Consider the following 24,606-nt stretch of genomic DNA (forward strand, 5'->3'; position numbering starts at 1 on the left):
TTTAAACACAGTTCCTTTTTGCATCTTAAAATTTTTAGTAAGATAGACTGTAAAAAGAAAACCAGGAGGCCATTGATGTACCCAGAAGCATACATTGAATACCTTGCCTACTTCCACGGATCGAGGGACTTTTTCGAATGCCATGAAGTACTTGAAGAGCATTGGAAAAGCGAAGGTCAGCAAAACGGCGTCTGGGTCGGATTGATCCAGGTCGCGGTCTCACTCTACCATCAGCGCAGAGGCAATGACATTGGAGCGTTCAGAATGATGAAGAGCGCAATCGGTAAACTGACCGCACATAAAGAGGATCTCACGAGGCTCGGTCTTGATGGCACAGCGCTGCTAGAAAGGCTCATGATAAGATTGGATGAGATCGAATGCCGAAAGCCTTTTACAGACCTGAATTTCCCTGTTGCAGATGAAGCACTCATGGACCAGTGCTGCCGCTGTATCGAAAAACAAGGCTCGGTTTGGGGCAATGAAAGCAATATGGCGGATGAAACGATCATGCACAAGCATAAACTGCGTGACCGGAGTGAAGTTATTTTAGAACGTGAAGCGCAAAAGCAGCTGCGGATGAAAAAGAAGAGCTGAAGCCCAACTAGAAAATCCCCAAAAAAAACCCCCGGGAAACCGGGGGTTTTCACTATTCTTATTCTTCCCAAACTTTAACTTCTTTCATTACATCGCCTTGTTTGATTCTTAGAACCGTGTCCATGCCTTCGGTAACTTGTCCGAAAACAGTATGAACGCCGTTTAAATGCGGCTGCGGCTCATGAACGATAAAGAACTGGCTTCCGCCTGTGTCTTTGCCGGCATGTGCCATTGAAAGAGAACCAGCTACGTGTTTGTGAGGGTTTCCGGCTGTTTCGCATTTGATCGTATAGCCAGGGCCGCCTGCACCTGTTCCTGTCGGGTCTCCGCCTTGTGCTACGAAACCAGGAATCACACGATGGAATGTTACCCCATTATAGAAACCTTCGTTCGCTAATTTTTCAAAGTTGGCTACTGTCCCCGGTGCTTCTTCCGGAAAAAGCTCGATGGAAATTTTTTCACCGTTTTCAAATTCGATAGAACCTTTTTTCATAGATATAACCTCCTGAATTCAACATACTTCATTATTTTATGCTTTTTTTAGCCCAGAGTCCAGCGAGGTCAGCAGGCTCATCTTAATTGCCGGCAAACACGCCGTTCTTTAAAGGAAGATCCAGGCGTAAAAGATCTTCGTAAGACTCTCTTTTCACAACGAGGCGAGCTTCCCCTTTTTCAGCAAAAACGACCGCCGGCCGGGGTATGCGGTTATAGTTGTTGGACATGGAATATCCATAAGCACCCGTGCAGAAGACAGCGAGCAAGTCTCCGCTCTTCGTCTCCGGGAGTATGATGTCCCAGATCAGCATATCCCCTGATTCACAGCATTTCCCGGCGATTGAAACTTTTTTCGTCCCTTTTTCACCGGCACGGTTTGCAAGCGCGGCTTCATACTGGGCTTGATATAGAGCAGGACGAATGTTATCGCTCATGCCCCCGTCGACAGCCACATAATGACGGACAGAAGGTATATCTTTTTGAGAGCCGATCGAGTAGATGGTCGTTCCTGCATCTCCGACCAGTGAACGCCCGGGTTCAATCCAAATTTCCGGAACAGCAACAGAGGCGCTAGTAGATAACCTGGTGATCTCCTGGATCATCGCGTCAATGTATTCTTTCGGTTCGAGCGGTTCATCTTCTTCTGTATAGCGGATGCCGAATCCGCCTCCGAGGTTCAGGACTTCAGGAAAGAAAGAAAATTCTTTGTCCCATTTACCGAGATATTCGTAAAGCTTTTGAATCGCCAGAACAAATCCCGTGGTCTCAAAGATTTGTGAACCGATATGGAAATGAACGCCCAAGAGGTTCAGACAGTGTGATTCAAGCGACTCTAGAACCGCCTGTTCTGCCTGGCCGTTCTGAAGGTCAAAACCGAACTTGGAATCCTCCTGCCCAGTCAGGATGTACTCGTGTGTATGAGCTTCAATACCCGGAGTGATCCTCAGCAAGATGGATGTGTTCTTGTTCAGCTGATTGCAAAGGCTTTCGAGCATGCGGAGTTCATGAAAGTTATCGACAACAAAACATCCGATCTCCGATTGAAGAGCATATTGAAGTTCCTCGTAACTTTTGTTGTTTCCATGAAAATGAATACGATCTGCCGGAAAACCAGCTGAAAGAGCGGTATACAGCTCCCCGCCTGATACGACATCCAGGCTCATTCCCTCCTCGTCCATCAGCTGGACTTGCGCCAAACATGAGAACGCTTTGCTTGCATAAGCCACTTGTGCTTTGATCCCTTGTTCCTCAAACGCTTTCTTGAACGACCTCGCACGCTTTCGGATCAGCTCTACATCATAAATATAAAGCGGTGTACCATATTCACGCGCCAGCTGAACGGTGTCAACCCCGCCAATTGTTAAGTGATTGTCATCATTGATTGAACTAGTACCATGTAAATACATGAAAAAATCTCCCTTCTGCTTTTCCATTAGAGATTCTGCTCCGACGAAAAACAAAGACAGCTAATGTATTAAGGTACATTAGCTGTCTTACACCGTACCCCCATTTGCCGGAATAGTTCTCCACTGCATGATGCAGTGACAGTCCGCTGTCTGTTCGGCAGCGACCCAGCATGAGGATGTATGGACCATCTTCACACTTCGGCAAATTGGCCTTTAAAATGATTTCTTCATGTCCATTCACTCCATCATCCTACTGATCCGCTTTGCGCCTCTACCCCATTATCAATAAATGAGGCATATCCAATTGTTATGAACAAATTTATCACAAATTTATTCCTTCGGCAATACTTCTTAGGAAGTCGGCTGTTTTTTTCTGTTCTGCGGATGGACGATGCTTGGCCTGATCTTTGAGAGCGGCACAGCGATCCGGATGACAATCTGCAGGAAGGCTTTTGCATTAAAAGGTATGAATGGCCATAAGTAAGGGGTATTCAAGTTCTTCATCGAGCACAGATAAAGTATTATTAAGGTGGCCCCACCTACAAAGCCAGGCACATGGAAAATGGCAGTTAAGAATAGCAGCAGAAGCCGGAGCATCTTATTGGCTACACTCAGCTCATAGCTTGGGGTCGAGAAACCGCCGATCGCCGCTATAGAAACATAGAGAATAACTTCAGGAACAAACAGTCCGACATCGATCGCGATCTGTCCGATCAATACGGCAGCGATCAAACCCATCGCCGTCGACAGCGGACTTGGGGTATGGATAGCAGCTACCCTCAATATTTCTATCCCGATCTCAGCAAAGAGGATCTGCAGAAATAAAGGAATATGCGTCGTCTTGTTCGGACCGATAAAATCAATATTAGGAGGAAGCAGGTTTTCCTGAGTAGCATAGAGGTACCAGAGAGGCACAAGTAAAAGTGAAGCGATAATCCCTGCGAAACGGACCCATCTGATAAAAGCTCCTACCATCGGGGTCTGCCTGAACTCTTCAGCATGCTGAATATGGTGGAAATAAGTAGTCGGGGTAATGATGACCGATGGGCTTGTATCCGTAATAATCAAAACATGCCCCTCCATGAGATGCTGTGCGGCGACATCCGGCCGCTCGGTATAACGGACGAGCGGAAAAGGATCCCATCCTTGCTTTACGAGAAATTCTTCGATCGTTTTATCCGCCATTGGAATACCGTCGATGTCAATGCTCTGCAATTCTTGTTTGACAAGCTTAACGAGCCCGGGATCGGCAATGTCATCAATATAGCAGATACAGATATCTGTTTTGGATCGTTTACCGACCTGCATTATTTCGTGGCGGAGCCGTTCATCTCTGATCCGCCTGCGGGTAAGAGCAGTATTGACAATTATATTTTCCGTATATCCATCACGGGAGCCGCGGACGACCTTTTCAGTGTCCGGTTCTTCCGGCTGCCTGCCCGGATAGCTACGGACATCCACGATGAAAGCTTGGTCTTCCCCTTCAAGAAAGACAGCAATCAATCCAGAAAGCATGCGGTCAATGGCTATCTCCAAATTATCGGTCAGTTCCACCTGTTGGTGAGACAGATGTTCATGAAGTATTTCTTTCACATTGGAGGGAGCCCGATGCCCATGGTCCATATCCATGAGCTCTCTCATGATCTCAATGATGAAAAGGCTGTCACATAGTCCAGTGCAATAATAGATCTGGACTTCTTTTTTAATAGATGCAGTTTCCTGACACCCACATCAAAGCTGATTCCGATGCCCAGCCGTGATTTCAGCTGCTGTTCGTTCTCTTGGATTTTTTTACTGATTGGTGTCTTTTGCCTTTCTTTCGACCCCTGCATTATAACCGCTCCTTTCTAAAATGGTTTCAACCGCCATACTTGTAATCGGGGCTCCTTTTTCCACTGCGTCATGGCCGGCCATCTTTCCGATATCACCGATACCGATGACGATCGGGAGGTTCAATTCATCAAGTATATAGACGGTATCTCCGTTGATCCTGCCTGTCTCAAAATCGGGAACACCACTCTTGTCAATCCCGTATTCTGTAAAGCTCCCATACCGGTCAATGGAAAAATGAACTTTAGTCCATTCCGAATGATGGGTTTTGGATGCGACAGCTATTGCGCCGAGGACCTCGATGTCCGGTTGGCTGCACACAATTCTCATTGCGAGTTCTCCCGGGCCTTCGCCGCGGAATCCGCAATCATCGAACATGACGAGGACGGGATCGTGGGGCGTCTGCATTATCATTCTTACAAGCTGGTGCCCGCTTATTTTCGAAGGGTTCCCCCAGGACTGGGAAATACAGCGTCCACCTATTTTTCTGGCTACATGCTCTACTGCTCGCAAAGCATATAAATCTCCGTCTGTAATGAGGATGACACGCTTCTTTCCCAATGTTTTCACCCCTTAGGCTTAAATATTAATGCGACCAGAAAACCGAATAGAATGGCAGATGAGATACCGGCAGAAGTCAGTTCAAAGATTCCCATGGCTATTCCAATAAACCCATGATCGTCTGCTGATGCCATCGCACCATGCAGCAGGTTATGCCCAAAGCTCGTGATCGGAACAGTAGCTCCTGCACCTGCAAATTTAATAAGATTATCATAAATTCCAAATGCATCCAGCGCTGCTCCAACGACAACAAAGGAGGTGGTGACGTGTGCAGGAGTTAATTTAAACACATCCATCATGAGCTGGCCGACTACACATATGGCGCCTCCGACTAAAAATGCCCATAAATACTCCATTACTTAAGCACCTCCTTTGTACTTTCAAGAACTACTCCGTGAGCAATCGTTGGAATGGATTCTTTCTGCTGCATCATCGTCGGATTCAGGAGTGCCCCAGTGGCTACGACTAAAATCCGGGTCAAATTACCTGATTGAAGTTCTTTTACAAGGTGGCCGTATGTTACGACTGCAGAGCAGGCACAGCCGCTTCCGCCGGCAAACACTTCCTGATCAGGACGGTACATCATCAGACCGCAATCTCTGTGATTCTTTGAGATATCTACTCCTTGCTCACTTAAGAGCATCTTAACGATCGGTGAACCGACTGCTGAAAGATCCCCTGTTACGATTAAATCGTAGTAATCCGGGTCATTCCCTGTCTCTTTAAGGTGAGCCGCGATAGTATCTGCTGCTGCAGGCGCCATCGCTGAACCCATATCAAAAGGATCCTTGATCCCAAAGTCTTTTACTTTTCCAATCGTGGCTGAGGTTATTTTTATGGATGATGGTTCTCTGCTGACGAGAGCAGCCCCCGCTCCTGTCACCGTGAACGTTGCCGTATCCGGCTTCTGTCCGCCATATTCAGTCGGGTACCGGAATTGGCGTTCAGCTGTAGCGTTATGTGAACTTACGGCTGCCACTACCCGATTGGCGTAGCCCCCATCCACCAGGGCAGCACCGACTGCAAGAGATTCCATCGAAGTGGAACAGGCTCCGAAGACACCAAGGAAAGGAATTTCATTAGCTCTTGCCACATAGTTTGCTGTTACAACCTGATTGAGCAGATCGCCTGCAAGGAAAAAATTAATATCCTCGTTTGACAATTTTGCCTTGTTCAGACAGCTCGTGATTGAATCTTCCATCAAACGGCGCTCTGCGAGTTCCCAGTTCTTTTCATTACAATGAAGTTCGTTGTACTTTACATCAAACATCGCTCCGAGCGGGCCTTCACTTTCCATTGGGCCTACCGCCGTTCCTGTTGAATTTAAAAAGACCTGTTCTCCAAATTTCCACGTTTGTCTGCCGAGCAGTTTCATATCCATCGTTCCTTTACATTAGTATTTTAAACGCATACCTGATCATTCCGAAGATATAGGCTGATACAGCTCCGAAAACAATAACTGCACCTGCAAGTTTGAATAAGTTGGTAGCAATTCCTAATACGATCCCTTCACTCTTGTGTTCAAGAGCGGCGCTCGTTATAGCGTTGGCGAACCCTGTAACCGGCACAGCTGATCCTGCGCCGCCGAACTGTCCGATCTTGTCATACACCCCGATGCCTGTCAGCAAAGCCGCGATGAGGATCAGTGTAGCTGCAGTTGGATTGCCTGCTGTCTGTTCATTAAAGTTGAAATAGGTCATATAAAACTTCTGAAGGGCTTCACCTATAATGCAGATGAATCCACCCACCAAAAATGCCTTCAGGCAGTTTATGAAATAAGGTGGTTTCGGCTGCAAGGGTTTGATTTTTTCGGCATAAGCCTGCTGCTGTTCTTTACTGGACATGTTCATTTCTCCTGTCTTATTGATTTACGTATACCATCCAATGAAACAAAGATCCCAACACTTTTCCTAATACGATCGCCATTAGTATCACGAGAAGTTTTTCTCCGAACCCGATTCTTTTTGCCAGGATCGGGAGTACGTTCAGCACTTCGGTTAAGGCCGCGGCAAGCATACCGATAAATACACCGCAAAAGATCCCGATTGGAATGAGAAGCAGCGGCGAGGAATGGATGGAGGCATTTCTCAAGTTCAGCCATCCCCCGATCACTGCCCCTAACACAACACTCCACTCATAAGCCCGTATAAAACAGTACGTTTTACTTAGCTGCATCAGCCGGGGAATAATCCCAAGAACCGTTAAAAAAGCAACAAATCCCGATCCTACAGCAATACCACCGCCTAAACCGATAAAAGCAAGGAAAACACTCTTAATCTCCATGGATCTTCTTCTCGGTCTCTTTGTTCTCATGAATAACGACATACTGATCCAGATCCTGCTGGTATTTAAACATTTCAACTTCCAGAGGACTCGGTTCCTCGTTCAGCCTCTTCTTGAACACATGGTTAAAAAATAAGACCATTCCGAGCCCAAGCCCAAATGAATAGGGAATCTGCAGAAGAAGAGGCTGATTGTTATAGCTGCCGGTAATCATAAAATAGATCTTCTGATGGACCACCTGCATGCTTACATCCTCGTGAAAATTCATAATGGCAAGGGCTGAACCGATAAATAGGAGCAGCCAAACAAGTACAAAATATACAGGTGCCATTTTCTTCTTTTTAAATTGTATTTCAAGTATCGTTTGGGCTGGACCTACCGTTTGGATATCACAATTTGGCAGAACATCCTGAATCTGTTTCACGACCTTCATAACATCAAGAACCACCAGATGCTTATCTGCCGGTTTTACTTGATGAACAATCAGGTCCTGCAGCTTTTTGGCAGCTGCAGATGATGCGACAATCTGTGCGGCCGTTCCCAGTGTAACGGGCTGATGAAGAACAACCTGAACCTTTTGTCTCATACGTATGTAAACAGTAGATTCCTCCATGGTTGTGCCTCCTGTTTTCTTCGACATTCGTTTTTAGTATGTATTTGGTAAAGTTGTCTCATTCTTCATACCTGGATTATCCATCAATTGCCAAAAGAAAAAGCGCCGAGCTTGACATTCCATCTATGCAAAATCTTTACAAAATAAAAAAGCCAAATGGACTGGTTAATCCATCTGGCTTTTCATCTGAGCTAATATTTTCTTTTCAAGGCGAGAGACTTGGACCTGTGAGATGCCAAGGCGCTCAGCCACTTCCGATTGTGTCTGGTCTTTGTAGTAGCGGAGATAAACGATAACCCGCTCCCTTTCATCTAGAGATTCGATGGCCTCCTGCAAGGTGATTTTGTCAAACCACTTGTTATCAGCTGTATCTGCGATTTGGTCAAGAAGTGTGATAGGATCTCCGTCGTTTTCATAGACGGTCTCGTGGATGGACGTCGGTGCACGTACAGCTTCCTGTGCAAGCACGACTTCCTCAACGGTGATCTCCAGCTTTTCGGCGACTTCATTGACAGTAGGTGTTCTGCCAAGACCTTTTGACAATTCATCCTTCGCTTTCCTTACTTTGTTCCCCATTTCTTTCAGCGATCTGCTGACCTTTACTGTACCATCATCCCGGATGAACCGCTGGATCTCTCCGATGATCATCGGAACGGCATACGTAGAAAAACGTACGTCATAACTCAGGTCGAACTTATCAACCGACTTTAGGAGGCCGATGCTTCCGATTTGAAAAAGATCGTCCGGTTCGTATCCTCTGTTGATAAAACGCTGTACGACTGACCAGACAAGGCGCATGTTCTTCTCCACGATCAAATCACGGGCAGTTTGGTCGCCTTCCTGGCTTCGTTTGATCAATAACTTGATTTCCTCATCCTTAAAGTACGATTCATTCTTACCGCCTTTAACCTCGACATCCATAAGGCATACCCCTTAATTGATAACCGCTTTATTTTTTGCCAGGAATTTAGTCAAGTGAATCGTGGTGCCATAGGAAGGTTCTGAGATCACTTCCACCTCATCCATAAAATTCTCCATGATCGTAAAGCCCATTCCAGACCGTTCAAGCTCCGGTTTTGAAGTGAACAGCGGCTGTCTCGCCTCGTCGAGATCCTGGATTCCTATCCCCTTATCTCTGATTGTCAGCTTAACCGTATCTTCATCAATAGTGACTTCAATGTATACGACTCCATCCGCACGATTCTCATAGCCATGAATAATAGCATTGGTTACCGCTTCAGAGACGACCGTCTTAATCTCTGTCAATTCATCCACCGTCGGATCCAGCTGGGCAATAAAAGCAGCGACAGTAACCCTCGCGAACGATTCATTCTGGCTCAGCGCCGAAAACTGGATTTTCATTTCGTTTCTCATGTTAAGCCACCCCCAGTGTTTGTAGGGCATATTCTTCATTTTCTTCCAGCCTTATAATCTTAAAGAGGCCAGACATGTCGAATAGACGTTTAACTGCCGGAGAGATCGCGCATACCACCATCTCACCGTGATTGTTCTTGATCTGTTTATACCTGCCCAGGATAACGCCGAGGCCAGAACTGTCCATGAAAGCCAAACCTTCAAGGTTCAGCATGATATGTTCAATCTTTTTGCTCTTTAAAATATCATCAACCTTTGACCTCAGTTCATCAGCAGTATGATGGTCCAGTTCCCCTTCAAGGCGTATACATAAAACGGTATGCTTAATCTCCAGCCCGATGTTAAGACTCAACTTTCTCTCCTCCTTTTTCTTGATACGAAAATGTTTCGATAAAAAAAGGACAAAATCCTCCACTATTACAAAACTAGTGCGGATTCGTCCATATTAGTCAAATCATGCAATTAAGACGATTTTGCCATATGGCCAATCGTACGTTTAAATAAACTCCACCATGAAGCGCTCTTCACATTCTCAGATGCAAGCAGCGGGCTTTTGGTGATCGTTTTTCCACCTTTAACAATACTGAGTGTTCCTACCTGCTGGCCTTTTTTGATCGGCATCTTCAGATCAGGAGTCACTGTGATCTGTGGATTCACTTTGTTTTCTTTTTCACCGCGTTTGGAAAGGACAGAAATACTTTCAGAAGTTACAACCGCCAGCCTCTGCTTGTTCCCCTTCTGGATTTTAACCTGCTTCACAATTTGATGGCGATCATACAATTTCTTAGTTGCGTACTGAGAGAATGCATAATCAAACATTTCGGTGATCTGCTTGTTCCGTTCCTTCGGATTCGGTGCACCCATCACAACAGCGATGACACGCATATCATGCTTTTTAGCTGTAGCTGTAAGGCAATACTTGGCCTCCTGGGTAAATCCGGTTTTCAAACCGTCTGTCCCTGGATAAAACTTTACAAGCCTGTTCGTGTTCACGAGCCAGAATTTTTTCGATGTGTTTTGGCGAAGGTATTCTTCGTAAAGGCCGGTATATTTCGTAATCTCTTCATGCTTCAAAAGTTCCTTGCCCATGATTGCCATATCGTGAGCAGAAGAATAGTGGCCGGCTGCAGGCAGTCCCGTCACATTTTTAAAGAATGTCTCATTGAGTCTCAGCTGTTTTGCTTTTTTGTTCATCATGTCTACGAAAGAAGACTCGGATCCTCCGATTTTCTCAGCCATCGCGACAGAAGCATCATTGGCACTGCCGATGGCGATTCCTTTTATCATGTCATGAACGGTCATCTCTTCGCCCGGCTCAAGGAAAATTTGAGATCCTCCCATTGACGCAGCATACTCACTTACCCGGACGGGATCAGTAAGTTTAATTTTACCGGAATCCAGTGCTTCCATGATTAAAATCATCGTCATAATTTTTGTCATGCTCGCAGGCGGCAGTTTTTTATGGCTGTTCTTATTAAATAATACCGTACCTGTATCACGCTCGATTAAAATGGCAGATGAAGAATTTGGAGCAAGCTTTAATGTTTTTTCAGCAGCAAACGTACGACCTCCGCCAACGGATAGCAGGAGTGCCATCGCAACAGCAACCACTATGTATCGTTTCATTGCATTTTCCCTCCAATTCATGATACCCCTATTTTTTCCATTAATTTTCCGTTTATACAGGGGATGGAAGAAAAGCAAAAAGGATCATCCAAATGGATGATCCTCAAGAGAAAAAATTATTCTTTGATCTCTTTGTATACAAGAGTAGGAGCTGTAACACTTTCTGATGATACCGTGTAAGCCGCATGAATTTTCTCAACGACTGCTTTCACGTCTTCTGTGTTGCTGTAGATCGTAACCAATGATTCTCCAGCAGCAACTTGATCACCGACTTTCTTCTTCAGCATAAGTCCGACAGCCAAATCAATTTCAGATTCTTTTGTCGCACGGCCTGCGCCTAGAAGCATAGCCGCTGTTCCGATTTCATTAGCAACGATCTCTGAAACATATCCATCTTGTTTGGCATCTACTTCAAACGTATATTTCGCCTGCGGAAGTTTAGACGGATCATCGACTACGGATGCATCCCCGCCCTGTGCACTCAAGAACGTTTTCAGCTGTTCCAATGCCTTGCCGTTCGTCATGACTTCTTTTAATTTCCCGCGTGCTTCTTCAAGAGATTCAGCTTGTTTAGCCAGATATACCATGTGGCTTCCAAGCGTTAGGCAAAGCTCTTCAAGATCTTCAGGGCCTTGGCCTTTTAAAGTATCGATGGCTTCCTTTACTTCAAGTGCGTTACCGATGGCAAATCCGAGAGGCTGACTCATGTCAGAAATGACAGCCATTGTATTTCTGCCTACGGTATTCCCGATTTGAACCATTGCTTTTGCGAGTTCTTCTGCCTCTTCAACGGTTTTCATGAACGCGCCTGCACCCGTTTTAACATCAAGAACGATTGCATCTGCACCAGCTGCGATCTTCTTGCTCATGATCGAGCTTGCGATCAATGGAATGGAGTTAACAGTCGCTGTAACATCACGCAAGCCGTATAATTTTTTGTCAGCGGGCGTCAGATTACCACTTTGGCCGATAACGGCTACCTTATTTTTATTCACGAGAGAGATGAACTCTTCGTTATCGATCTCTACGTGGAAACCTGGTACAGCTTCAAGCTTGTCGATCGTTCCGCCGGTATGGCCAAGGCCTCGGCCGGACATTTTAGCGACAGGAACATTCAGAGCAGCTACCAATGGAGCCAGGACTAAAGTTGTTGTGTCACCTACGCCGCCGGTAGAGTGTTTATCCACTTTGATTCCTTCAATGCCGGACAAATCAATCTGATCGCCGGACTCCACCATGGCTAGGGTAAAGTTAGCACGCTCTTCTGTTGTCATGTCCTGGAAATAGACAGCCATCGCGAAGGCTGCCATCTGGTAATCAGGCACGCTTCCGTTAGTGTAGTTCGTAATAATAAAATTAATTTCTTCTTTCGTCAGTTCTTTGCCGTCTCTCTTCTTTTCAATCAAATCAACCATTCTCATATTCAAACACCGCTTTCTTTACAAAGTAACATTTTTGACTAATTCTTTAACCAAGTTGATAAATTTCGGTTTTGTCCGGTTGGCAACTGCCACCACTTGTTCATGCGTAAGCGGTTCAAGCTCATCCGCGATTGCCATGTCGGTTATACAGGAGATTCCGATGACTTTCAAGCTCATATGGCTGGCAACGATTACTTCCGGAACGGTAGACATTCCAATTGCATCTCCGCCTACCGTACGCAGCATGCGAAGCTCGGCTTTGGTCATGTAGGTCGGACCAGTGATCCCTGCGTATACTCCCTGCTGCACTTTAATTCCAAGGTTTGCTGCTGTATCTTTCGTAAATTGAACAAGTTCAGGCGTATATGCTGTGCTCATGTCAGGAAAACGTGGTCCAAGTTCAGCATCATTTGGCCCGATCAGAGGGTTCGCTCCTGTCATATTCAAATGATCATCAATGATCATGAGATCACCGGCTGAAAATTCAGGGTTCATACCTCCACAAGCGTTTGTCACGATTAGAAGTTTTACTCCAAGGCCTTTCATCACACGGACAGGAAAGGTAACATCCTGCATGCTGTAGCCTTCATAGAAGTGAAATCTTCCTTGCATTGCTAAAACTGTTTTTCCGTTAAGCGTTCCAATGACCAATTTACCTGCGTGGCCTTCAACAGTTGATACCGGGAAATGAGGGATATCGCTGTAATCGATCTGAACTGCGTTTTCGATCTCATCTGCTAGCTCCCCAAGACCTGAACCAAGAATAAGACCGATTTCAGGGTGCATCCCCTCTATTTTGGATTGGATCATATTTGCTGCTTCATTCATTTTGGTTAATAGTGTAGCCATTTTTCTTCCTCCCCTTAAATGGTTTTTACGATTCCTTTTACAAGACCAAGAAAATTGGATTTAACCCGTTCAGTTGTTTCCATTACTTCATCATGGGTCAACGGCTGATCTAGAATTCCTGCTGCCATGTTCGAAATGCAGGAAAGTCCGAGAACCTTCATTCCTGAATGGCGAGCTATGATTACTTCGGGGACAGTGGACATACCAACTGCATCTCCTCCCAATGTTCTGAGCATGCGAATCTCTGCCGGTGTTTCATAGCTTGGACCAGAATTCGCCACATAGACTCCCTCTTTTAACGTTATGCTGAGGGATGAAGCTGTACTGCGCGCAATTTCCTGCAGGCTCTGAGTGTAAGCTTCAGACATATCGGGAAACCTGACCCCAAAGGAGCTGTCGTTTGGTCCGATTAAAGGATTGTCGCTCAGATTATTGATATGATCCGTAATCAGCATCAGATCTCCTGCTTCAAAAGAAGTGTTGATCCCGCCTGCCGCATTGGTCACGATGACACTCTCCACACCAAGCTCCTTCATGACTCTGACAGGGAAGGTGACTTTCTCAAGAGTGTAGCCTTCATAATAATGAAAACGGCCCTGCATCGCAATGACCTGCTTGCCCTCAAGCTCTCCAATAACAAGCTGGCCGGCATGCCCCTCAACCGTCGATACAGGAAATTCAGGTATATCGCCGTAAGGAAGAGTAACAGCATTTTCGATTTCATCAGCCAATATCCCCAAACCTGATCCTAGGATGAGTCCGATTTCCGGTTTTGCGGACAGTTTTTCTTGAATAAAGTTTGCAGCAGTCTGTATCTGTTTCAATTCTCCCATTTCTTTTCCTCCTAATTTAGTTGATCAAGAAAGCTTTTTCCATATTCAGGCATCTTCACGTTATAGTTTTCGGCTACCGTCGCCCCGATATCGGCAAAGGTTTTACTCACCTTTAAAGGTTTTCCTGATTCGATTCCTTTGTAATACACAAGAAGCGGAACATATTCTCTCGTATGGTCTGTTCCATGATGAACCGGATCATTCCCGTGATCGGCTGTAATCATCAGAACATCATCTTCGTTAAGTTTTTCAAAAACCTCCGGAAGGCGGGCGTCAAACTCTTCAAGAGCTTGTCCATAACCTTTTGGATCTCTTCTGTGTCCGAACAGTGCGTCGAAATCAACAAGGTTTATGAAGTTCAGCCCGTAAACGATTGATCCATCGATTTAACGAGCTGATCCATTCCATCCATATTGGATTTGGTGCGGATCGCTTCCGTAACTCCTTCACCGTCATAGATATCGGAAATCTTCCCGAGCGCGATCACATCATAACCGCTGTCCTTCAGTTCGTTCATAACCGTTCTCTCAAACGGTTTCAACGCATAATCATGGCGGTTGGCTGTCCGTTTGAAGTCACCGGGTTTGCCGACAAACGGTCGCGCGATAATGCGGCCGACCATATATTTATCGTTTTTGGTAAGTTCTCTTGCTATCTCACAGATTTTGTACAGTTCTTCGAGCGGGACCACTTCTTCATGAGCCGCGATTTGCAGAACAGAATCCGCAGAGGTATAGACGATGAGCGCTCCTGTATTCACATGCTCCTCACCCAGTTCATCCAGAATTTCCGTCCCTGAAGCCGGTTTGTTGCCGATGATCTTGCGTCCGGATTTTTCTTCAAGCACCTGAATCAAGTCATCAGGAAATCCTTCTGGGAACGTTTGAAAAGGCTGTTCGATATGAAGGCCCATGATTTCCCAGTGCCCTGTCATCGTATCTTTGCCGTTCGATGCTTCCTGAAGCTTAGCAAAATGTGCTTTCGGCTTTTCTGCAGGACTGATCCCTTTGATTTCCCGAATGTTGCTCAGACCTAAAGATTCCATGTTCGGCATATGAAGCCCGTTCATTTTTTCAGCGATATGGCCAAGTGTATCCGATCCTTTATCATCAAACTTGCCGGCATCCGGTGCTTCCCCGATTCCGACAGAATCCATTACAATCAAAAACGTGCGTTTGAACTTTTTATATTTCATTATTAAAAAACCTCCAAAACTAATAAATTCATCTTTAGATACTATATCCTCACAACCGCCTGAACAAACTCGAAGCGATGATGTCAGAAGTCAGACATCTACGTGGAAAAAAAGGCTAAGCCCTTGGATGATAGGCAGCGTAAACATCTTTAAGCCTTGTTTTCGACACGTGGGTATAGATTTGCGTTGTGGAAATATCTGCATGGCCGAGCATCTCCTGTACCGCCCGCAGATCCGCTCCATTTTCCAGCAAATGCGTCGCGAACGAATGTCTAAGCGTATGGGGAGTCAATTCTTTTTCAATATTTGCTTTTTTGGCAAGCTGTTTTAAAATTTTCCAAAAACCTTGCCTTGATAAACGGTTTCCGTGGTGGTTCAAAAACAAAGCGTTCCCGCTCTTGCCTTTTGAAAGTGCAGGACGGCCCTTATCCAAATAGGCTTGTATGGCTCCTGTCGCCATTTTACCGAGCGGAATAATACGTTCTTTGTTCCCTTTTCCAAGACAACGCAAAAACCCCATCGATAAATGGACGTCGGCAAGATCTAGGCTTACCAGCTCCGTCACTCTTATCCCGGTCGCATATAGCAGCTCGAGCATGGCCTTGTCCCTGATCCCGAACGTTTCATGGGTATCGGATGTATCTAAAAGCGCTTCCACTTCGTTCATAGCCAGCACCTTCGGAAGCTTGCGTTCAGCTTTGGGTGTTTCAATATGTACAGATGGGTCAGATTCGCTCGCCTTTTCACGAAGCAGAAACTGGTGAAACGAACGGATAGATGCAATGTTCCTCGCAATAGTTGTTGTAGCCTTGCCGTTTTCTTTAAGTTGAAGCAGGTAACCTATTATATTTGCACGCTGAATCTGGTTGATATCTGAAATGTTTTCCACTTTTTCAATGAAAAGCACATACTGCTCAAGGTCGCGGCGGTAAGAATCCACCGTGTTTTTAGAAAGACCACGCTCGACTATTAAATAATGAATAAAATCCTGGACATGATCTGTCATATCTGCGCTCCTTATTCACTGGATTCGTAGAAAAACAGCAATCGGATGAGCCAATTGCTCTCCTCTTTATTCGTAGTGGCAGCGTCACTTTGGAAAACCTTGACCGCTTTCCCCTTCGGCACATCGTACCGGTGATAATCCTGGTACTCCTGGTTGATCCAAAGCAGCCCAAAGTAGAATAACAATGTGCAGGCTGTAAAAGATAAAAATATTTTTGATGTGTTCCAGCATAACCTCAGCCAAGATCTCATGGTTCAGCGGCCTCCCCGTACTATAATATTAGTACAGGTTATGCCAAAGAATTGCGGTTATATACACATTTTCTAATTTTACTACAACTTTACGTTAACTGATTCTTTCGGATTTGTAAATAAATAAAAAATGATGAGTACCTTTCATCAAGAGGTCTCATCATTTTTATCATTTCCGTTACAGCGGTGGCAGATGCCGTGAAAAGTGAGGCGGTGGTCTTTAATTTTAAAATTCCAGCCCTCTTCAACGACCTTTTCCACATCTTCCAGCAGATCCTCTTGGATTTCATCGACCGCTCCGCATTCAAGGCAAACGAGATGATGATGGAAGTGAGCTGCTCCTTCTGTACGAAGATCATATCTCGATACGCCATCTCCAAAATTTATTTTATCGACTACTTTCAGTTCAGTTAATAGTTCTAATGTACGGTAGACAGTAGCAAGACCTATTTCTGGTGATTTCTCCTTCACAAGAAGATAGACGTCCTCTGCACTTAAATGATCTTCCTCATTTTCCAGGAGGACCCTAACTGTAGCTTCTCGCTGGGGAGTAAGCTTATAGCTCTGGGAATGCAGCTGTTTTTTGATCCGGTCTAGACGGCTTTCCATACCTAATCCTCCCTTATGTTTCACATGATTATTATAAGGCATGGAAAGAAAAGGTGTCAATTTAAAATAATTATAATTTGCAGTTTATAATTATTATTATATGATAGTTTCCATTCATTATTTTGACCCCAAACTCATTACTCCTTCCATCAGAAGCGGTGAAAGATACGCTTCAAAGGCAGATGCAACAGCGAGGAACAATCCTACTGCGATAATGAGAGCTGAATATTTAAAGAACTTTGGAAAAAAGGGGTCGCTCGATTTTTTCAAAAACTGCTGTCTGATCATTTTAACGGAAAATAGAATAGAAGCGGCAGCTGCCACGATCAAACCCGGAACCAGAATGAGGTTCTGTGGAAGAACGGAAACAAAAGCGAGCAAGAATCCGTGCCAGCCCATCTGGTTCACGAGAAAACCGACCGTAAACCCGATGACTACCCCTTTAATGAAGAGCATGATCAGGATGACCGGCAGTCCGATAACAGACAGCCCAAGAATCCACATCACCGCTATATATTTAATATAATGGCTGTAGCTTTGTGAGAACATATCCTCTGGATCAGCAAAACTCCCCTTGGAGACCTCCCCGAAAAACCGGGACAAATAATTCAGCAGGTCCTGTTTTTGACTCAGTGTCAGGCTGTTTACAATAACAGCTCCAAAAATAACGCCCATCAGCAAGAGGACGGATACAAACACATACAGCGAATAATGCTCTTGAAGGTGAAACAGTACAAACCTTTTAATAGACCGCATCTCTATTTCCTCCCTTAATCTCTTATTTCATTCTATGAAAGTCAGAGGGAGGTATGTCTATTTTTTATCTGCTAGATTTGCCTGATGCTACTTTCCCGTACTTGCCGCCCCCGCCAGACTGGAAAGATAGCTTGCCTTCCCTTGCACGCAGAATATGATGCACGATCGTTTGCGGAGCAGCTTCCATTAAATCTTTTTCTTCTACCTCATGAAGGATCGCCATGTCCGTTCCGAAATGATCCCTTAGTTTTTGCAGCGTTTTCGGTCCAAGAGCAGGAATGAACTCCAGTGGAACTTGATGGATATAAGGCGGCCTTTCTTTGTGATCTGACTGCTGCAGGGCGCATTTTCCTAATTCATTGATCCGGTTTTTAACACCTCGTATTTTTGATGAACTCCCGCATTGCTTGCATACGGTCCCTTTCTCTTCATCGATGATCTCAGAGCATTTAGCGCAGGTCGTTTCATAATACTTGCCGAGCCTCGGATTTAAGCCATAGTTGGCTGTAATCCGCCTCCCCTGTTCCTCTTTTAATGCCTGTTTGAATTCCAGAAAAGTCGGTTTCTCCATCCGGATTGTCTGGTATTCCCGTCCGATCTTTTCCAGAGAATGCGCGTCTGAATTTGAAAGAAATGGATAGGACCTCAGTTCTTCAACAGCAAAAGCCATAGACGTATCCGAACTTAACCCGAGTTCGATGGCATCTATGAGGTCTGGAAGGAAAACTTCCGAAAGAGAAGCGTTTACCCCTTTTCCATACAAGCTCTTATGCGGAGTGAACACGTGAGCCGGGATAAACAGTCCTCCCAGTTCTTTCGTTTTTCTTTGAAGGTTATGGGCCGACTCGTAGATTCGCTGCGAGCTTAACGTAATATTTTTCATCCGGCCGGCCATATAAAAACTGAACTGTTTCATCTTTTCAAGTGTAGGAAAAAACACTAGAACATGGATAGGCCCTTTGCAGTTCCCATCATAGATTTCGATTTCGGACCCCGGCAGAAGGCACACCTTCTCATACCATAATCCGCCTTCTTCGTGTTCAGCCATGACTCCCGATTCTAGCATCTCCTCTAGTTCTTGAATCACTTCCGGCACGTGGCAGTCAATGATGCCAAGAAGATCGATTCCTTTAACGGCAGAAGCCATATCTAAAATAGCAGATAAAATCAGGGATTTGGCCCCCGTAATCTTTACAGGCTTTCCAGAACGCGACCTTCCGATATGTACATGCAGGTCCGCGTAATACGTATTAAGCATCTTTCTCAAGCTTTCTCTTCAATAGTACATATTGTACGGCATAAGCGGTCTTCGCATCGTGAATCTGCTGGTTTTTTACGAATTCCTCCGCCTCTTCAATGGATACTTCAAGAACATCCAGAAACTCATCCTCATCGGGCTGCTGTTCTTTGCACTCTTTAAGGGAATCCGTGAAATACAGGTGGATCAATTCGTCTGCAAATCCCGGTGAGGTATAGAACGATGATAAATACTCAAGCGATCCGCATTCATAGCCTGTTTCTTCGAGCAGCTCACGCTTCGCACACTCCAGCGGATCTTCATTCTTTTCAAGCTTTCCAGCTGGTATTTCAACGATCGTCTTTTCCAAGGCTTTACGGTACTGTCTCACAAGCAGCAGTTTATTTTCCTGTGTAAGGGCAATAATAGCTACTGCCCCGGGATGTTTTACAATCTCGCGCTTGCTTTTGTTGCCGTTGGGAAGCAGGACTTCCTGTATTTCTAAATCTATGATCTTTCCAGAATAAACCGGGGTTGTTGATAGTGTCGTTTCTTTTAAATGATCCATTGCTTGTCTCACTCCTGGTTCTATATCTTATTTGGCTACATAAAGTCTATCATAAGCCGGTAATGATGAACACGATAACGCCATATTGAGGAGGAAACCCGTGAAAGTGTATATCCAGCATAATGGTGTAACAATGGTAGGAAAAGCTTGGCAGATTAAATATATGCTCAAGCAATATATGAAGCAGCATTCCACTGTAAAGGAGTGGATCACTTCCTCTCCAGGACATAAACGCTGACCCGTTCCAGGCTGGAAGGTTTTTTTTTGCCTGTTTTCATGCTACTCTTTTTGTAATTCATTCATACAAGGAGATGATTTTCCCATGAAGCAGAATAAACTTGGAGCCTCTGATTTGTTTGTAAGCGAAATCGGACTCGGCTGCATGTCCATTGAGCCTGGTAATGAAACAGAAGGAAGAGAAATGATTCGAAGAGCGTATGACGAAGGCGTCACTTTTTTCGACACCGCTGATCTTTATCACTTCGGCTGGAATGAAGAATTTGTAGGAAAAAGCGTAAAGCCTTTCAGAGACAAGGTCGTTCTCTCCACTAAAGTTGGCAACCGCTGGACCGCGGATAAAGAGGGCTGGGACTGGGATCCATCAAAGGCATACATAAAAACTGCGGTAAAAGACAGCCTCCATCGCCTGCAGACGGACTACATCGACTTATATCAGCTCCATGGGGGAACCATTGAAGACAATATGGATGAAACCATCGCCGCCTTCGATGAACTGAAAAAGGAGGGCCTCATCCGGGAATATGGCATCTCCTCGATCAGACCAAACGTGATATCGTATTATGCTGAACATTCAGACATCGTGAGTGTCATGATGCAATACAGCATTCTTGACCGTCGCCCGGAGGAAGAGATGCTTGATTTTCTTCATGATAAAAACATCAGCGTGATCGCACGCGGACCTGTTGCGAAAGGCTGGCTCTCTAAACGAGCGCTGCAGCGCAACGAGAGCGATCAGTACCTGGATTATGAAGGAAAGGAGATCCAGGAGCTCGTCAAACACCTGTACAGCGAATTTGGAAGTGAAATCCGTTTGAGCCAGACTGCGATCCGTTATGCTCTTCATCACCCTGCCGTCGCTACGGCTATTCCAGGCGCGAGTTCTGTGGAACAGCTTCTTTCCAATATCGGAACCAGCACTATGCATGAACTGGCTTCCGATGAGGTTAGCGCTATCCGTTCGTTGTCTAAAAAGAACGTCTATGAACAGCATAGAAGATAAAATAAAAAAAGCTTCACGGCTGTCATCATGGGCGGCCGTGAAGCTTTTATTTATGAAACGTTCTCTATAATCATGGCAATTCCCTGGCCTCCGCCGATGCAAAGGCTCGCTAAACCATACTTACCGCCCCGGTTCCGGAGTTCATAAGATAATGAAAGCAAGAGCCTTGCTCCACTTGCTCCCACTGGATGGCCGAGTGCAATCGCTCCGCCGTTGACATTGGTTTTTTCCCGATCTAGCCCCAATTCTTTCTCAACCGCCAGATACTGTGAAGCAAACGCTTCGTTTACTTCAACCAGGTCCATGTCTCCAATCGTCAGGTTTGCTTTGGCCAATGCCTTTTGTGCGGCAGGAACTGGGCCGATTCCCATAATCTTTGGATCAACCCCGCAGACTGCCCATGACACAATTTTCGACATCGGTTTAACTCGTTTGTTCTGAACGCTTTCCTCTCCTGCCAGAATAAGAGATACAGCACCATCATTGATCCCGCTTGAATTTCCTGCTGTTACGGTTCCGTCTTTTTTAAACGACGGCCTCAGTGCCAAAAGCTGTTCCAGAGTGGAGTCGGGTTTGACGAGTTCGTCAGTTTCCAGCTGCAGCTTCCTCTTTTCATCAACTGCAACCGCAATGATCTCTTCAGCAAAACGGCTGCTGCTAATCGCTCTTGCCGCCCTTTGGTGGCTCAAAAGCGCATATTGATCCTGTTCTTCTCTTGTTATACCGTATATTTCTGCCAGGTTTTCAGCGGTAATCCCCATTCCGCACCCGATATACTGATCTGTTAAGGTGTGAAGAAGCATATCTTCAAGCTGGAGGTTTCCAAATTTCTGTCCCTGAAACCGCTGATTAAAGGTCGCATGAGGGCTCATGGACATGTTTTCAATCCCGCCGCACAGCGCCAGCTGGGCGTCTCCTGTCTGGATGGAGAGTACACTGCTGATCACCGCCTGAAGGCCGGAACCGCATAATCGGTTAACTAGCATCGCAGGCACCGTTTCAGGAATATCTGACCTTAGTGCGATATGCCTTGCTGCGTAAGCCGCATCGATGCTCGAATGAATCACATTTCCGTACACCACTTCCCCTATTTCTTCAGGATTGACTTTTGCACGCTGAAGCGCTTCATGGGCGGTTATTGTTCCAAGCTGCATAGATGAGACATTTTTCAATGATTTGCCGAAGCTTCCGAAGGGTGTCCTGGCCCCTTCCACCACATAAACCGAACTCATCATTTTCCTCCCCGTTTGTTTTAACTGTTAGTAAGCGTCCGTTTTTACATTTTCATCAATGATCAAATCAGGGTCTGTGCACTCTTGAATGTCCTCAACGGTATAACCTGCAGCTACCTCTGCCAGCTTAAGGCCCTGTTCTGTCACATCGAGAACGGCCCTGTCTGTAATAATGCGGTGTACGACACCTTTTCCTGTTAACGGCAGGCTGCAGTTCTTCAAGATCTTGCTTTGGCCGCTTTTATTCACATGCTCCATGATCACGATGATTTTTTTTGCGCCATGGACGAGATCCATCGCACCGCCCATGCCTTTGATCATTTTGCCCGGAATCATCCAGTTTGCCAGATCACCATTCTCTGAAACTTCCATCCCGCCAAGAATGGCGATGTCAACATGGCCGCCCCGGATCATGGCAAAAGATTCGGCACTGTCAAAGTAAGATGCTCCCTTAATGGCGGTCACCGTTTCTTTCCCTGCATTGATCAAGTCCGGATCCACTTCGGTTTCCTTCGGGTATGGGCCGATTCCAAGCAATCCGTTTTCGGACTGCAGGACGACGCTCTTGTTTTCACTTATGTAATTCGCAACCATGGTAGGCATTCCAATGCCAAGATTGACGTAGAATCCGTTCTCAATTTCTTTTTCTGCTCTTCTTGCAATTTTTTCTCTATTATTCATCGCCATTCCCCGCTTTCTCTGCTTATGATTGAACGGTCAGTCGCTCAATGCGTTTTTCCTGCTGTGCGACAATCATCTTCTGCACATAAATTCCCGGTGTATGAATACTGTCTGCGTCCAATTCTCCTATTTCATGCAGCTCTTCCACTTCAGCAATGGTTACTTTCCCTGCGGCTGCGATCATAGGATTAAAATTTCTTGCCGTCTTGTTGTAGATCAAGTTTCCGGCCTTGTCCCCATGAGCCGCGCGAATCAGGCTATAATCTGCGGTCAGCCCTTTTTCTAAAAGGTACTCTTTGCCATTGAATGTACGGACTTCTTTTCCTTCCGCGATTGGTGTACCGACTCCGGCTGGTGTATAAAAGGCCGGAATACCTGCACCGCCCGCGCGGATCCGTTCAGCAAGCGTGCCTTGCGGAATCAGCTCGACCTCAATCTCGCCGGAAAGCACCTGTCTCTCAAACTCCTTGTTTTCTCCCACATAGGAACCTATCATTTTTCTAATCTGCTTGTTCTTCAGGAGCAAGCCAAGCCCCCAATCATCCACGCCGCAGTTATTGGAGATGACGGTTAAATCTCTGGTTCCCTTTTCAACGAGCGCCAGAATCAATTTTTCAGGAATTCCAACGAGACCGAATCCGCCGACCATCAGCGTTGATCCGTCCTTAATCTCTTCAATCGCATGCAGTGCACTGGTTTCTATAGATTTCATTCTGCTCCCCCCTTATTGCCATTTTTCATTTTCTACGATTGTAGCTACTCCCTGGCCGCCGCCGATGCAAAGGGTAGCAAGCCCGTACCGGTTCTCTCTTCTTCTCATCTCGTGCAGAAGGGTCACAAGGATTCTCGCGCCGCTTGCTCCAATCGGATGACCAAGGGCGATTGCGCCTCCGTTGACATTCAATTTTTCATCTGAGAACTGAAGCTCTTTTCCAACAGCAAGCGACTGTGCCGCAAACGCTTCGTTCGCTTCGATCAAATCAATATCTTCAAGCGTTATCCCTGACTTTTCGAGCACTTTTTTCGTGGCATCTACCGGGCCGATTCCCATTATGCTTGGATCAACACCTGCACTTGCATTGGCTACAATTCTTGCGAGAGGCGTCAGGCCAAGTTCTTCTGCTTTTTTTCTGGATACAACAACAAGAGCAGCTGCGCCGTCATTTATGCCCGAAGCATTTCCCGCTGTTACTGTGCCGTCCTTTTTAAATGCCGGTCTCAGCTTACCTAGCTTTTCGGCTGTCGTCCCTTTCTTCGGATATTCATCCTCTGAGAACAGCAGTGGATCTCCTTTTCTTTGCGGAATCTCAACCGTTACGATCTCATCCGAAAATTTGCCTTCCTCCATGGCTCTTTCACATTTCTGCTGGCTGTCTGCTGCAAACTGATCCATCTCCTGACGGTTCAAGCCATAGGCGTCACAGAGATTCTCAGCCGTAATCCCCATATGGTAATCATTAAAGGCACACCATAATCCGTCATGAACCATGGAATCAACCAGCTTGCCGTCTCCCATGCGCAATCCGTTTCTTGCATCGTTTAAAAGATATGGCGCCGCACTCATATTTTCCATTCCGCCGCATACGACCACTTCCGCTTCACCGAGCATGACCGCCTGGCTGGCTAAATGAAGAGCCTTCAGTCCGGAACCGCAGACCTTGTTGATCGTCATACTGGAAACCCTCTGCGGCAGTCCCGCTTTCATGGCCGCCTGGCGCGCCGGGTTCTGGCCCAATCCCGCTTGAAGAACATTCCCCATGATCACTTCACTCACTTCATCCGCTGAAACGCCTGCCCGCGACAGTGCTTCTTTAATTACAATGGCTCCCAGCTCTGTGGCGGGGATATCCTTCAAACTTCCCAGGAAGCTGCCGATCGGTGTTCTGACAGCGCTTACAATCACTGCATCTTGTATTGCCATAATTTCTTCTCACTCCCGTATTTTT

Annotated in this window: 28 protein-coding genes, 2 pseudogenes and 1 riboswitch; of the genes and pseudogenes, 3 read left to right on the top strand and 27 right to left on the bottom strand. The window is 45.8% G+C overall.

Annotated features, from left to right (window positions below):
- The first annotated feature begins 75 nt into the window (after positions 1-75).
- On the top strand, positions 76-594 hold the full coding sequence (locus LCY76_RS13270; RefSeq protein ID WP_248253034.1) for a DUF309 domain-containing protein: 519 nt from the start codon (positions 76-78) through the stop codon (positions 592-594).
- 58 nt (positions 595-652) lie between these two features.
- Here the strand turns inward: LCY76_RS13270 and LCY76_RS13275 are convergent, their stop codons facing one another.
- The 23 genes and pseudogenes from LCY76_RS13275 to LCY76_RS13385 all read right to left on the bottom strand — a co-directional run bounded on the left by LCY76_RS13275 (position 653) and on the right by LCY76_RS13385 (position 19,507).
- On the bottom strand, positions 653-1,087 hold the full coding sequence (locus tag LCY76_RS13275) for a peptidylprolyl isomerase (RefSeq protein ID WP_053358003.1): 435 nt from the start codon (positions 1,085-1,087) through the stop codon (positions 653-655).
- A gap of 82 nt (positions 1,088-1,169) precedes the next feature.
- Positions 1,170-2,495, bottom strand: a complete 1,326-nt coding sequence (gene lysA, locus LCY76_RS13280; protein ID WP_248253035.1) for a diaminopimelate decarboxylase — start codon at positions 2,493-2,495, stop codon at positions 1,170-1,172.
- A 105-nt stretch (positions 2,496-2,600) separates the two neighbouring features.
- Positions 2,601-2,777, bottom strand: a riboswitch (Lysine riboswitch).
- Between the two features lie 69 nt (positions 2,778-2,846).
- A pseudogene (locus LCY76_RS13285) lies at positions 2,847-4,327 on the bottom strand (spore germination protein).
- Positions 4,287-4,886: a stage V sporulation protein SpoVABEA gene (gene spoVAEA / locus LCY76_RS13290; protein ID WP_248253036.1), complete on the bottom strand. Its 600-nt coding sequence runs from the start codon at positions 4,884-4,886 to the stop codon at positions 4,287-4,289. The pseudogene LCY76_RS13285 and the gene spoVAEA overlap by 41 nt, the downstream one beginning before the upstream one ends.
- 5 nt (positions 4,887-4,891) lie before the next feature.
- Positions 4,892-5,242, bottom strand: coding sequence for a stage V sporulation protein AE (spoVAE, locus tag LCY76_RS13295; RefSeq protein ID WP_062235246.1), 351 nt, complete (start codon positions 5,240-5,242; stop codon positions 4,892-4,894).
- Positions 5,242-6,261 (bottom strand): stage V sporulation protein AD, encoded by a 1,020-nt coding sequence (gene spoVAD, locus LCY76_RS13300; RefSeq protein ID WP_248254672.1) that lies wholly within the window; start codon positions 6,259-6,261, stop codon positions 5,242-5,244. The genes spoVAE and spoVAD overlap by 1 nt, the downstream gene beginning before the upstream one ends.
- 13 nt (positions 6,262-6,274) lie before the next feature.
- A complete protein-coding gene (gene spoVAC / locus LCY76_RS13305) occupies positions 6,275-6,730 on the bottom strand; it encodes a stage V sporulation protein AC (protein ID WP_248253037.1) in 456 nt (151 codons plus the stop codon).
- 16 nt (positions 6,731-6,746) lie between these two features.
- On the bottom strand, positions 6,747-7,169 hold the full coding sequence (locus tag LCY76_RS13310; RefSeq protein ID WP_091004814.1) for a stage V sporulation protein AB: 423 nt from the start codon (positions 7,167-7,169) through the stop codon (positions 6,747-6,749).
- Positions 7,159-7,782 carry a stage V sporulation protein AA gene (locus LCY76_RS13315; RefSeq protein WP_248253038.1) on the bottom strand — a complete coding sequence of 208 codons (624 nt, stop codon included), beginning with the start codon at positions 7,780-7,782 and terminating at the stop codon, positions 7,159-7,161. The genes LCY76_RS13310 and LCY76_RS13315 overlap by 11 nt, the downstream gene beginning before the upstream one ends.
- 165 nt (positions 7,783-7,947) lie before the next feature.
- Complete coding sequence (gene sigF, locus LCY76_RS13320) at positions 7,948-8,703, bottom strand: RNA polymerase sporulation sigma factor SigF (protein WP_091004811.1); 756 nt, start codon at positions 8,701-8,703, stop codon at positions 7,948-7,950.
- A gap of 12 nt (positions 8,704-8,715) precedes the next feature.
- Positions 8,716-9,156, bottom strand: coding sequence for an anti-sigma F factor (spoIIAB, locus tag LCY76_RS13325; protein WP_248253039.1), 441 nt, complete (start codon positions 9,154-9,156; stop codon positions 8,716-8,718).
- Between the two features lies 1 nt (position 9,157).
- Positions 9,158-9,508 carry an anti-sigma F factor antagonist gene (spoIIAA, locus tag LCY76_RS13330; protein WP_053357993.1) on the bottom strand — a complete coding sequence of 117 codons (351 nt, stop codon included), beginning with the start codon at positions 9,506-9,508 and terminating at the stop codon, positions 9,158-9,160.
- 110 nt (positions 9,509-9,618) lie between these two features.
- Positions 9,619-10,782 (bottom strand): D-alanyl-D-alanine carboxypeptidase family protein, encoded by a 1,164-nt coding sequence (locus LCY76_RS13335; RefSeq protein WP_419714947.1) that lies wholly within the window; start codon positions 10,780-10,782, stop codon positions 9,619-9,621.
- Positions 10,783-10,898: 116 nt separating this feature from the next.
- Positions 10,899-12,203, bottom strand: coding sequence for a pyrimidine-nucleoside phosphorylase (locus tag LCY76_RS13340; RefSeq protein WP_248253040.1), 1,305 nt, complete (start codon positions 12,201-12,203; stop codon positions 10,899-10,901).
- 18 nt (positions 12,204-12,221) lie between these two features.
- Complete coding sequence (locus LCY76_RS13345; RefSeq protein WP_248253041.1) at positions 12,222-13,052, bottom strand: purine-nucleoside phosphorylase; 831 nt, start codon at positions 13,050-13,052, stop codon at positions 12,222-12,224.
- Positions 13,053-13,066: 14 nt separating this feature from the next.
- Positions 13,067-13,885, bottom strand: a complete 819-nt coding sequence (locus tag LCY76_RS13350) for a purine-nucleoside phosphorylase (protein ID WP_248253042.1) — start codon at positions 13,883-13,885, stop codon at positions 13,067-13,069.
- Between the two features lie 11 nt (positions 13,886-13,896).
- A pseudogene (gene deoB / locus LCY76_RS13355) lies at positions 13,897-15,080 on the bottom strand (phosphopentomutase).
- Positions 15,081-15,195: 115 nt separating this feature from the next.
- Positions 15,196-16,086, bottom strand: coding sequence for a site-specific tyrosine recombinase XerD (xerD, locus tag LCY76_RS13360; protein WP_248253043.1), 891 nt, complete (start codon positions 16,084-16,086; stop codon positions 15,196-15,198).
- 11 nt (positions 16,087-16,097) lie between these two features.
- Complete coding sequence (locus LCY76_RS13365) at positions 16,098-16,337, bottom strand: YqzK family protein (RefSeq protein WP_053357986.1); 240 nt, start codon at positions 16,335-16,337, stop codon at positions 16,098-16,100.
- Between the two features lie 147 nt (positions 16,338-16,484).
- Complete coding sequence (gene fur, locus LCY76_RS13370; protein ID WP_248253044.1) at positions 16,485-16,946, bottom strand: ferric iron uptake transcriptional regulator; 462 nt, start codon at positions 16,944-16,946, stop codon at positions 16,485-16,487.
- A gap of 117 nt (positions 16,947-17,063) precedes the next feature.
- A complete protein-coding gene (gene spoIIM / locus LCY76_RS13375; RefSeq protein ID WP_053357984.1) occupies positions 17,064-17,702 on the bottom strand; it encodes a stage II sporulation protein M in 639 nt (212 codons plus the stop codon).
- Positions 17,703-17,766: 64 nt separating this feature from the next.
- Entirely contained in the window at positions 17,767-18,960 is a 1,194-nt protein-coding gene (locus LCY76_RS13380; protein ID WP_248254674.1) for an endonuclease Q family protein, read from the bottom strand.
- Positions 18,953-19,507 carry an NUDIX hydrolase gene (locus tag LCY76_RS13385; protein WP_248253045.1) on the bottom strand — a complete coding sequence of 185 codons (555 nt, stop codon included), beginning with the start codon at positions 19,505-19,507 and terminating at the stop codon, positions 18,953-18,955. The genes LCY76_RS13380 and LCY76_RS13385 overlap by 8 nt, the downstream gene beginning before the upstream one ends.
- Positions 19,508-19,607: 100 nt before the next feature.
- Between LCY76_RS13385 and mciZ the strand changes: the two genes are divergently transcribed.
- Both mciZ and LCY76_RS13395 read left to right on the top strand, forming a co-directional pair.
- Positions 19,608-19,745: a Z-ring formation inhibitor MciZ gene (mciZ, locus tag LCY76_RS13390; RefSeq protein ID WP_248253046.1), complete on the top strand. Its 138-nt coding sequence runs from the start codon at positions 19,608-19,610 to the stop codon at positions 19,743-19,745.
- Positions 19,746-19,829: 84 nt separating this feature from the next.
- Positions 19,830-20,747, top strand: coding sequence for an aldo/keto reductase (locus LCY76_RS13395; protein ID WP_248253047.1), 918 nt, complete (start codon positions 19,830-19,832; stop codon positions 20,745-20,747).
- Positions 20,748-20,797: 50 nt separating this feature from the next.
- Here the strand turns inward: LCY76_RS13395 and LCY76_RS13400 are convergent, their stop codons facing one another.
- Genes LCY76_RS13400 through LCY76_RS13415 form a run of 4 tightly spaced genes read right to left on the bottom strand, consistent with a single transcriptional unit; the run spans position 20,798 to position 24,581 of the window.
- The gene (locus LCY76_RS13400) at positions 20,798-21,979 is read right to left on the bottom strand and encodes a thiolase family protein (protein ID WP_248253048.1); all 1,182 of its coding nucleotides are present in this window, start codon (positions 21,977-21,979) and stop codon (positions 20,798-20,800) included.
- Between the two features lie 27 nt (positions 21,980-22,006).
- Positions 22,007-22,660, bottom strand: coding sequence for a CoA transferase subunit B (locus tag LCY76_RS13405; protein WP_248253049.1), 654 nt, complete (start codon positions 22,658-22,660; stop codon positions 22,007-22,009).
- A gap of 22 nt (positions 22,661-22,682) precedes the next feature.
- Entirely contained in the window at positions 22,683-23,372 is a 690-nt protein-coding gene (locus LCY76_RS13410; protein WP_248253050.1) for a CoA transferase subunit A, read from the bottom strand.
- Positions 23,373-23,384: 12 nt separating this feature from the next.
- Positions 23,385-24,581 carry an acetyl-CoA C-acetyltransferase gene (locus LCY76_RS13415; protein WP_272885611.1) on the bottom strand — a complete coding sequence of 399 codons (1,197 nt, stop codon included), beginning with the start codon at positions 24,579-24,581 and terminating at the stop codon, positions 23,385-23,387.
- Positions 24,582-24,606 lie beyond the last annotated feature (25 nt).

This window comes from Fictibacillus marinisediminis, from assembly GCF_023149135.1.
Classification (GTDB): domain Bacteria; phylum Bacillota; class Bacilli; order Bacillales; family Fictibacillaceae; genus Fictibacillus_C; species Fictibacillus_C marinisediminis.

Excerpts from the sequence above, each read along its gene's own strand:
- LCY76_RS13365 (WP_053357986.1), bottom strand. The coding sequence starts at position 16,337 with ATGAGATCTTGGCTGAGGTTATGCTGGAACACATCAAAAATATTTTTA.
- LCY76_RS13415 (WP_272885611.1), bottom strand. The coding sequence starts at position 24,581 with ATGGCAATACAAGATGCAGTGATTGTAAGCGCTGTCAGAACACCGATC.
- sigF (WP_091004811.1), bottom strand. The coding sequence starts at position 8,703 with ATGGATGTCGAGGTTAAAGGCGGTAAGAATGAATCGTACTTTAAGGAT.
- spoVAE (WP_062235246.1), bottom strand. The coding sequence starts at position 5,242 with ATGGAGTATTTATGGGCATTTTTAGTCGGAGGCGCCATATGTGTAGTC.
- LCY76_RS13310 (WP_091004814.1), bottom strand. The coding sequence starts at position 7,169 with ATGGAGATTAAGAGTGTTTTCCTTGCTTTTATCGGTTTAGGCGGTGGT.
- LCY76_RS13385 (WP_248253045.1), bottom strand. The coding sequence starts at position 19,507 with ATGGATCATTTAAAAGAAACGACACTATCAACAACCCCGGTTTATTCT.
- LCY76_RS13350 (WP_248253042.1), bottom strand. The coding sequence starts at position 13,885 with ATGGGAGAATTGAAACAGATACAGACTGCTGCAAACTTTATTCAAGAA.
- LCY76_RS13270 (WP_248253034.1), top strand. The coding sequence starts at position 76 with ATGTACCCAGAAGCATACATTGAATACCTTGCCTACTTCCACGGATCG.
- LCY76_RS13345 (WP_248253041.1), bottom strand. The coding sequence starts at position 13,052 with ATGGCTACACTATTAACCAAAATGAATGAAGCAGCAAATATGATCCAA.
- spoVAC (WP_248253037.1), bottom strand. The coding sequence starts at position 6,730 with ATGTCCAGTAAAGAACAGCAGCAGGCTTATGCCGAAAAAATCAAACCC.
- spoIIAB (WP_248253039.1), bottom strand. The coding sequence starts at position 9,156 with ATGAGAAACGAAATGAAAATCCAGTTTTCGGCGCTGAGCCAGAATGAA.
- LCY76_RS13275 (WP_053358003.1), bottom strand. The coding sequence starts at position 1,087 with ATGAAAAAAGGTTCTATCGAATTTGAAAACGGTGAAAAAATTTCCATC.
- LCY76_RS13395 (WP_248253047.1), top strand. The coding sequence starts at position 19,830 with ATGAAGCAGAATAAACTTGGAGCCTCTGATTTGTTTGTAAGCGAAATC.
- LCY76_RS13335 (WP_419714947.1), bottom strand. The coding sequence starts at position 10,782 with ATGAAACGATACATAGTGGTTGCTGTTGCGATGGCACTCCTGCTATCC.
- fur (WP_248253044.1), bottom strand. The coding sequence starts at position 16,946 with ATGGAAAGCCGTCTAGACCGGATCAAAAAACAGCTGCATTCCCAGAGC.
- spoIIM (WP_053357984.1), bottom strand. The coding sequence starts at position 17,702 with ATGCGGTCTATTAAAAGGTTTGTACTGTTTCACCTTCAAGAGCATTAT.
- lysA (WP_248253035.1), bottom strand. The coding sequence starts at position 2,495 with ATGTATTTACATGGTACTAGTTCAATCAATGATGACAATCACTTAACA.
- LCY76_RS13315 (WP_248253038.1), bottom strand. The coding sequence starts at position 7,782 with ATGGAGGAATCTACTGTTTACATACGTATGAGACAAAAGGTTCAGGTT.
- xerD (WP_248253043.1), bottom strand. The coding sequence starts at position 16,086 with ATGACAGATCATGTCCAGGATTTTATTCATTATTTAATAGTCGAGCGT.
- spoVAD (WP_248254672.1), bottom strand. The coding sequence starts at position 6,261 with ATGAAACTGCTCGGCAGACAAACGTGGAAATTTGGAGAACAGGTCTTT.
- LCY76_RS13340 (WP_248253040.1), bottom strand. The coding sequence starts at position 12,203 with ATGAGAATGGTTGATTTGATTGAAAAGAAGAGAGACGGCAAAGAACTG.
- LCY76_RS13400 (WP_248253048.1), bottom strand. The coding sequence starts at position 21,979 with ATGAGTTCGGTTTATGTGGTGGAAGGGGCCAGGACACCCTTCGGAAGC.
- LCY76_RS13410 (WP_248253050.1), bottom strand. The coding sequence starts at position 23,372 with ATGAAATCTATAGAAACCAGTGCACTGCATGCGATTGAAGAGATTAAG.
- LCY76_RS13380 (WP_248254674.1), bottom strand. The coding sequence starts at position 18,960 with ATGCTTAATACGTATTACGCGGACCTGCATGTACATATCGGAAGGTCG.
- LCY76_RS13405 (WP_248253049.1), bottom strand. The coding sequence starts at position 22,660 with ATGAATAATAGAGAAAAAATTGCAAGAAGAGCAGAAAAAGAAATTGAG.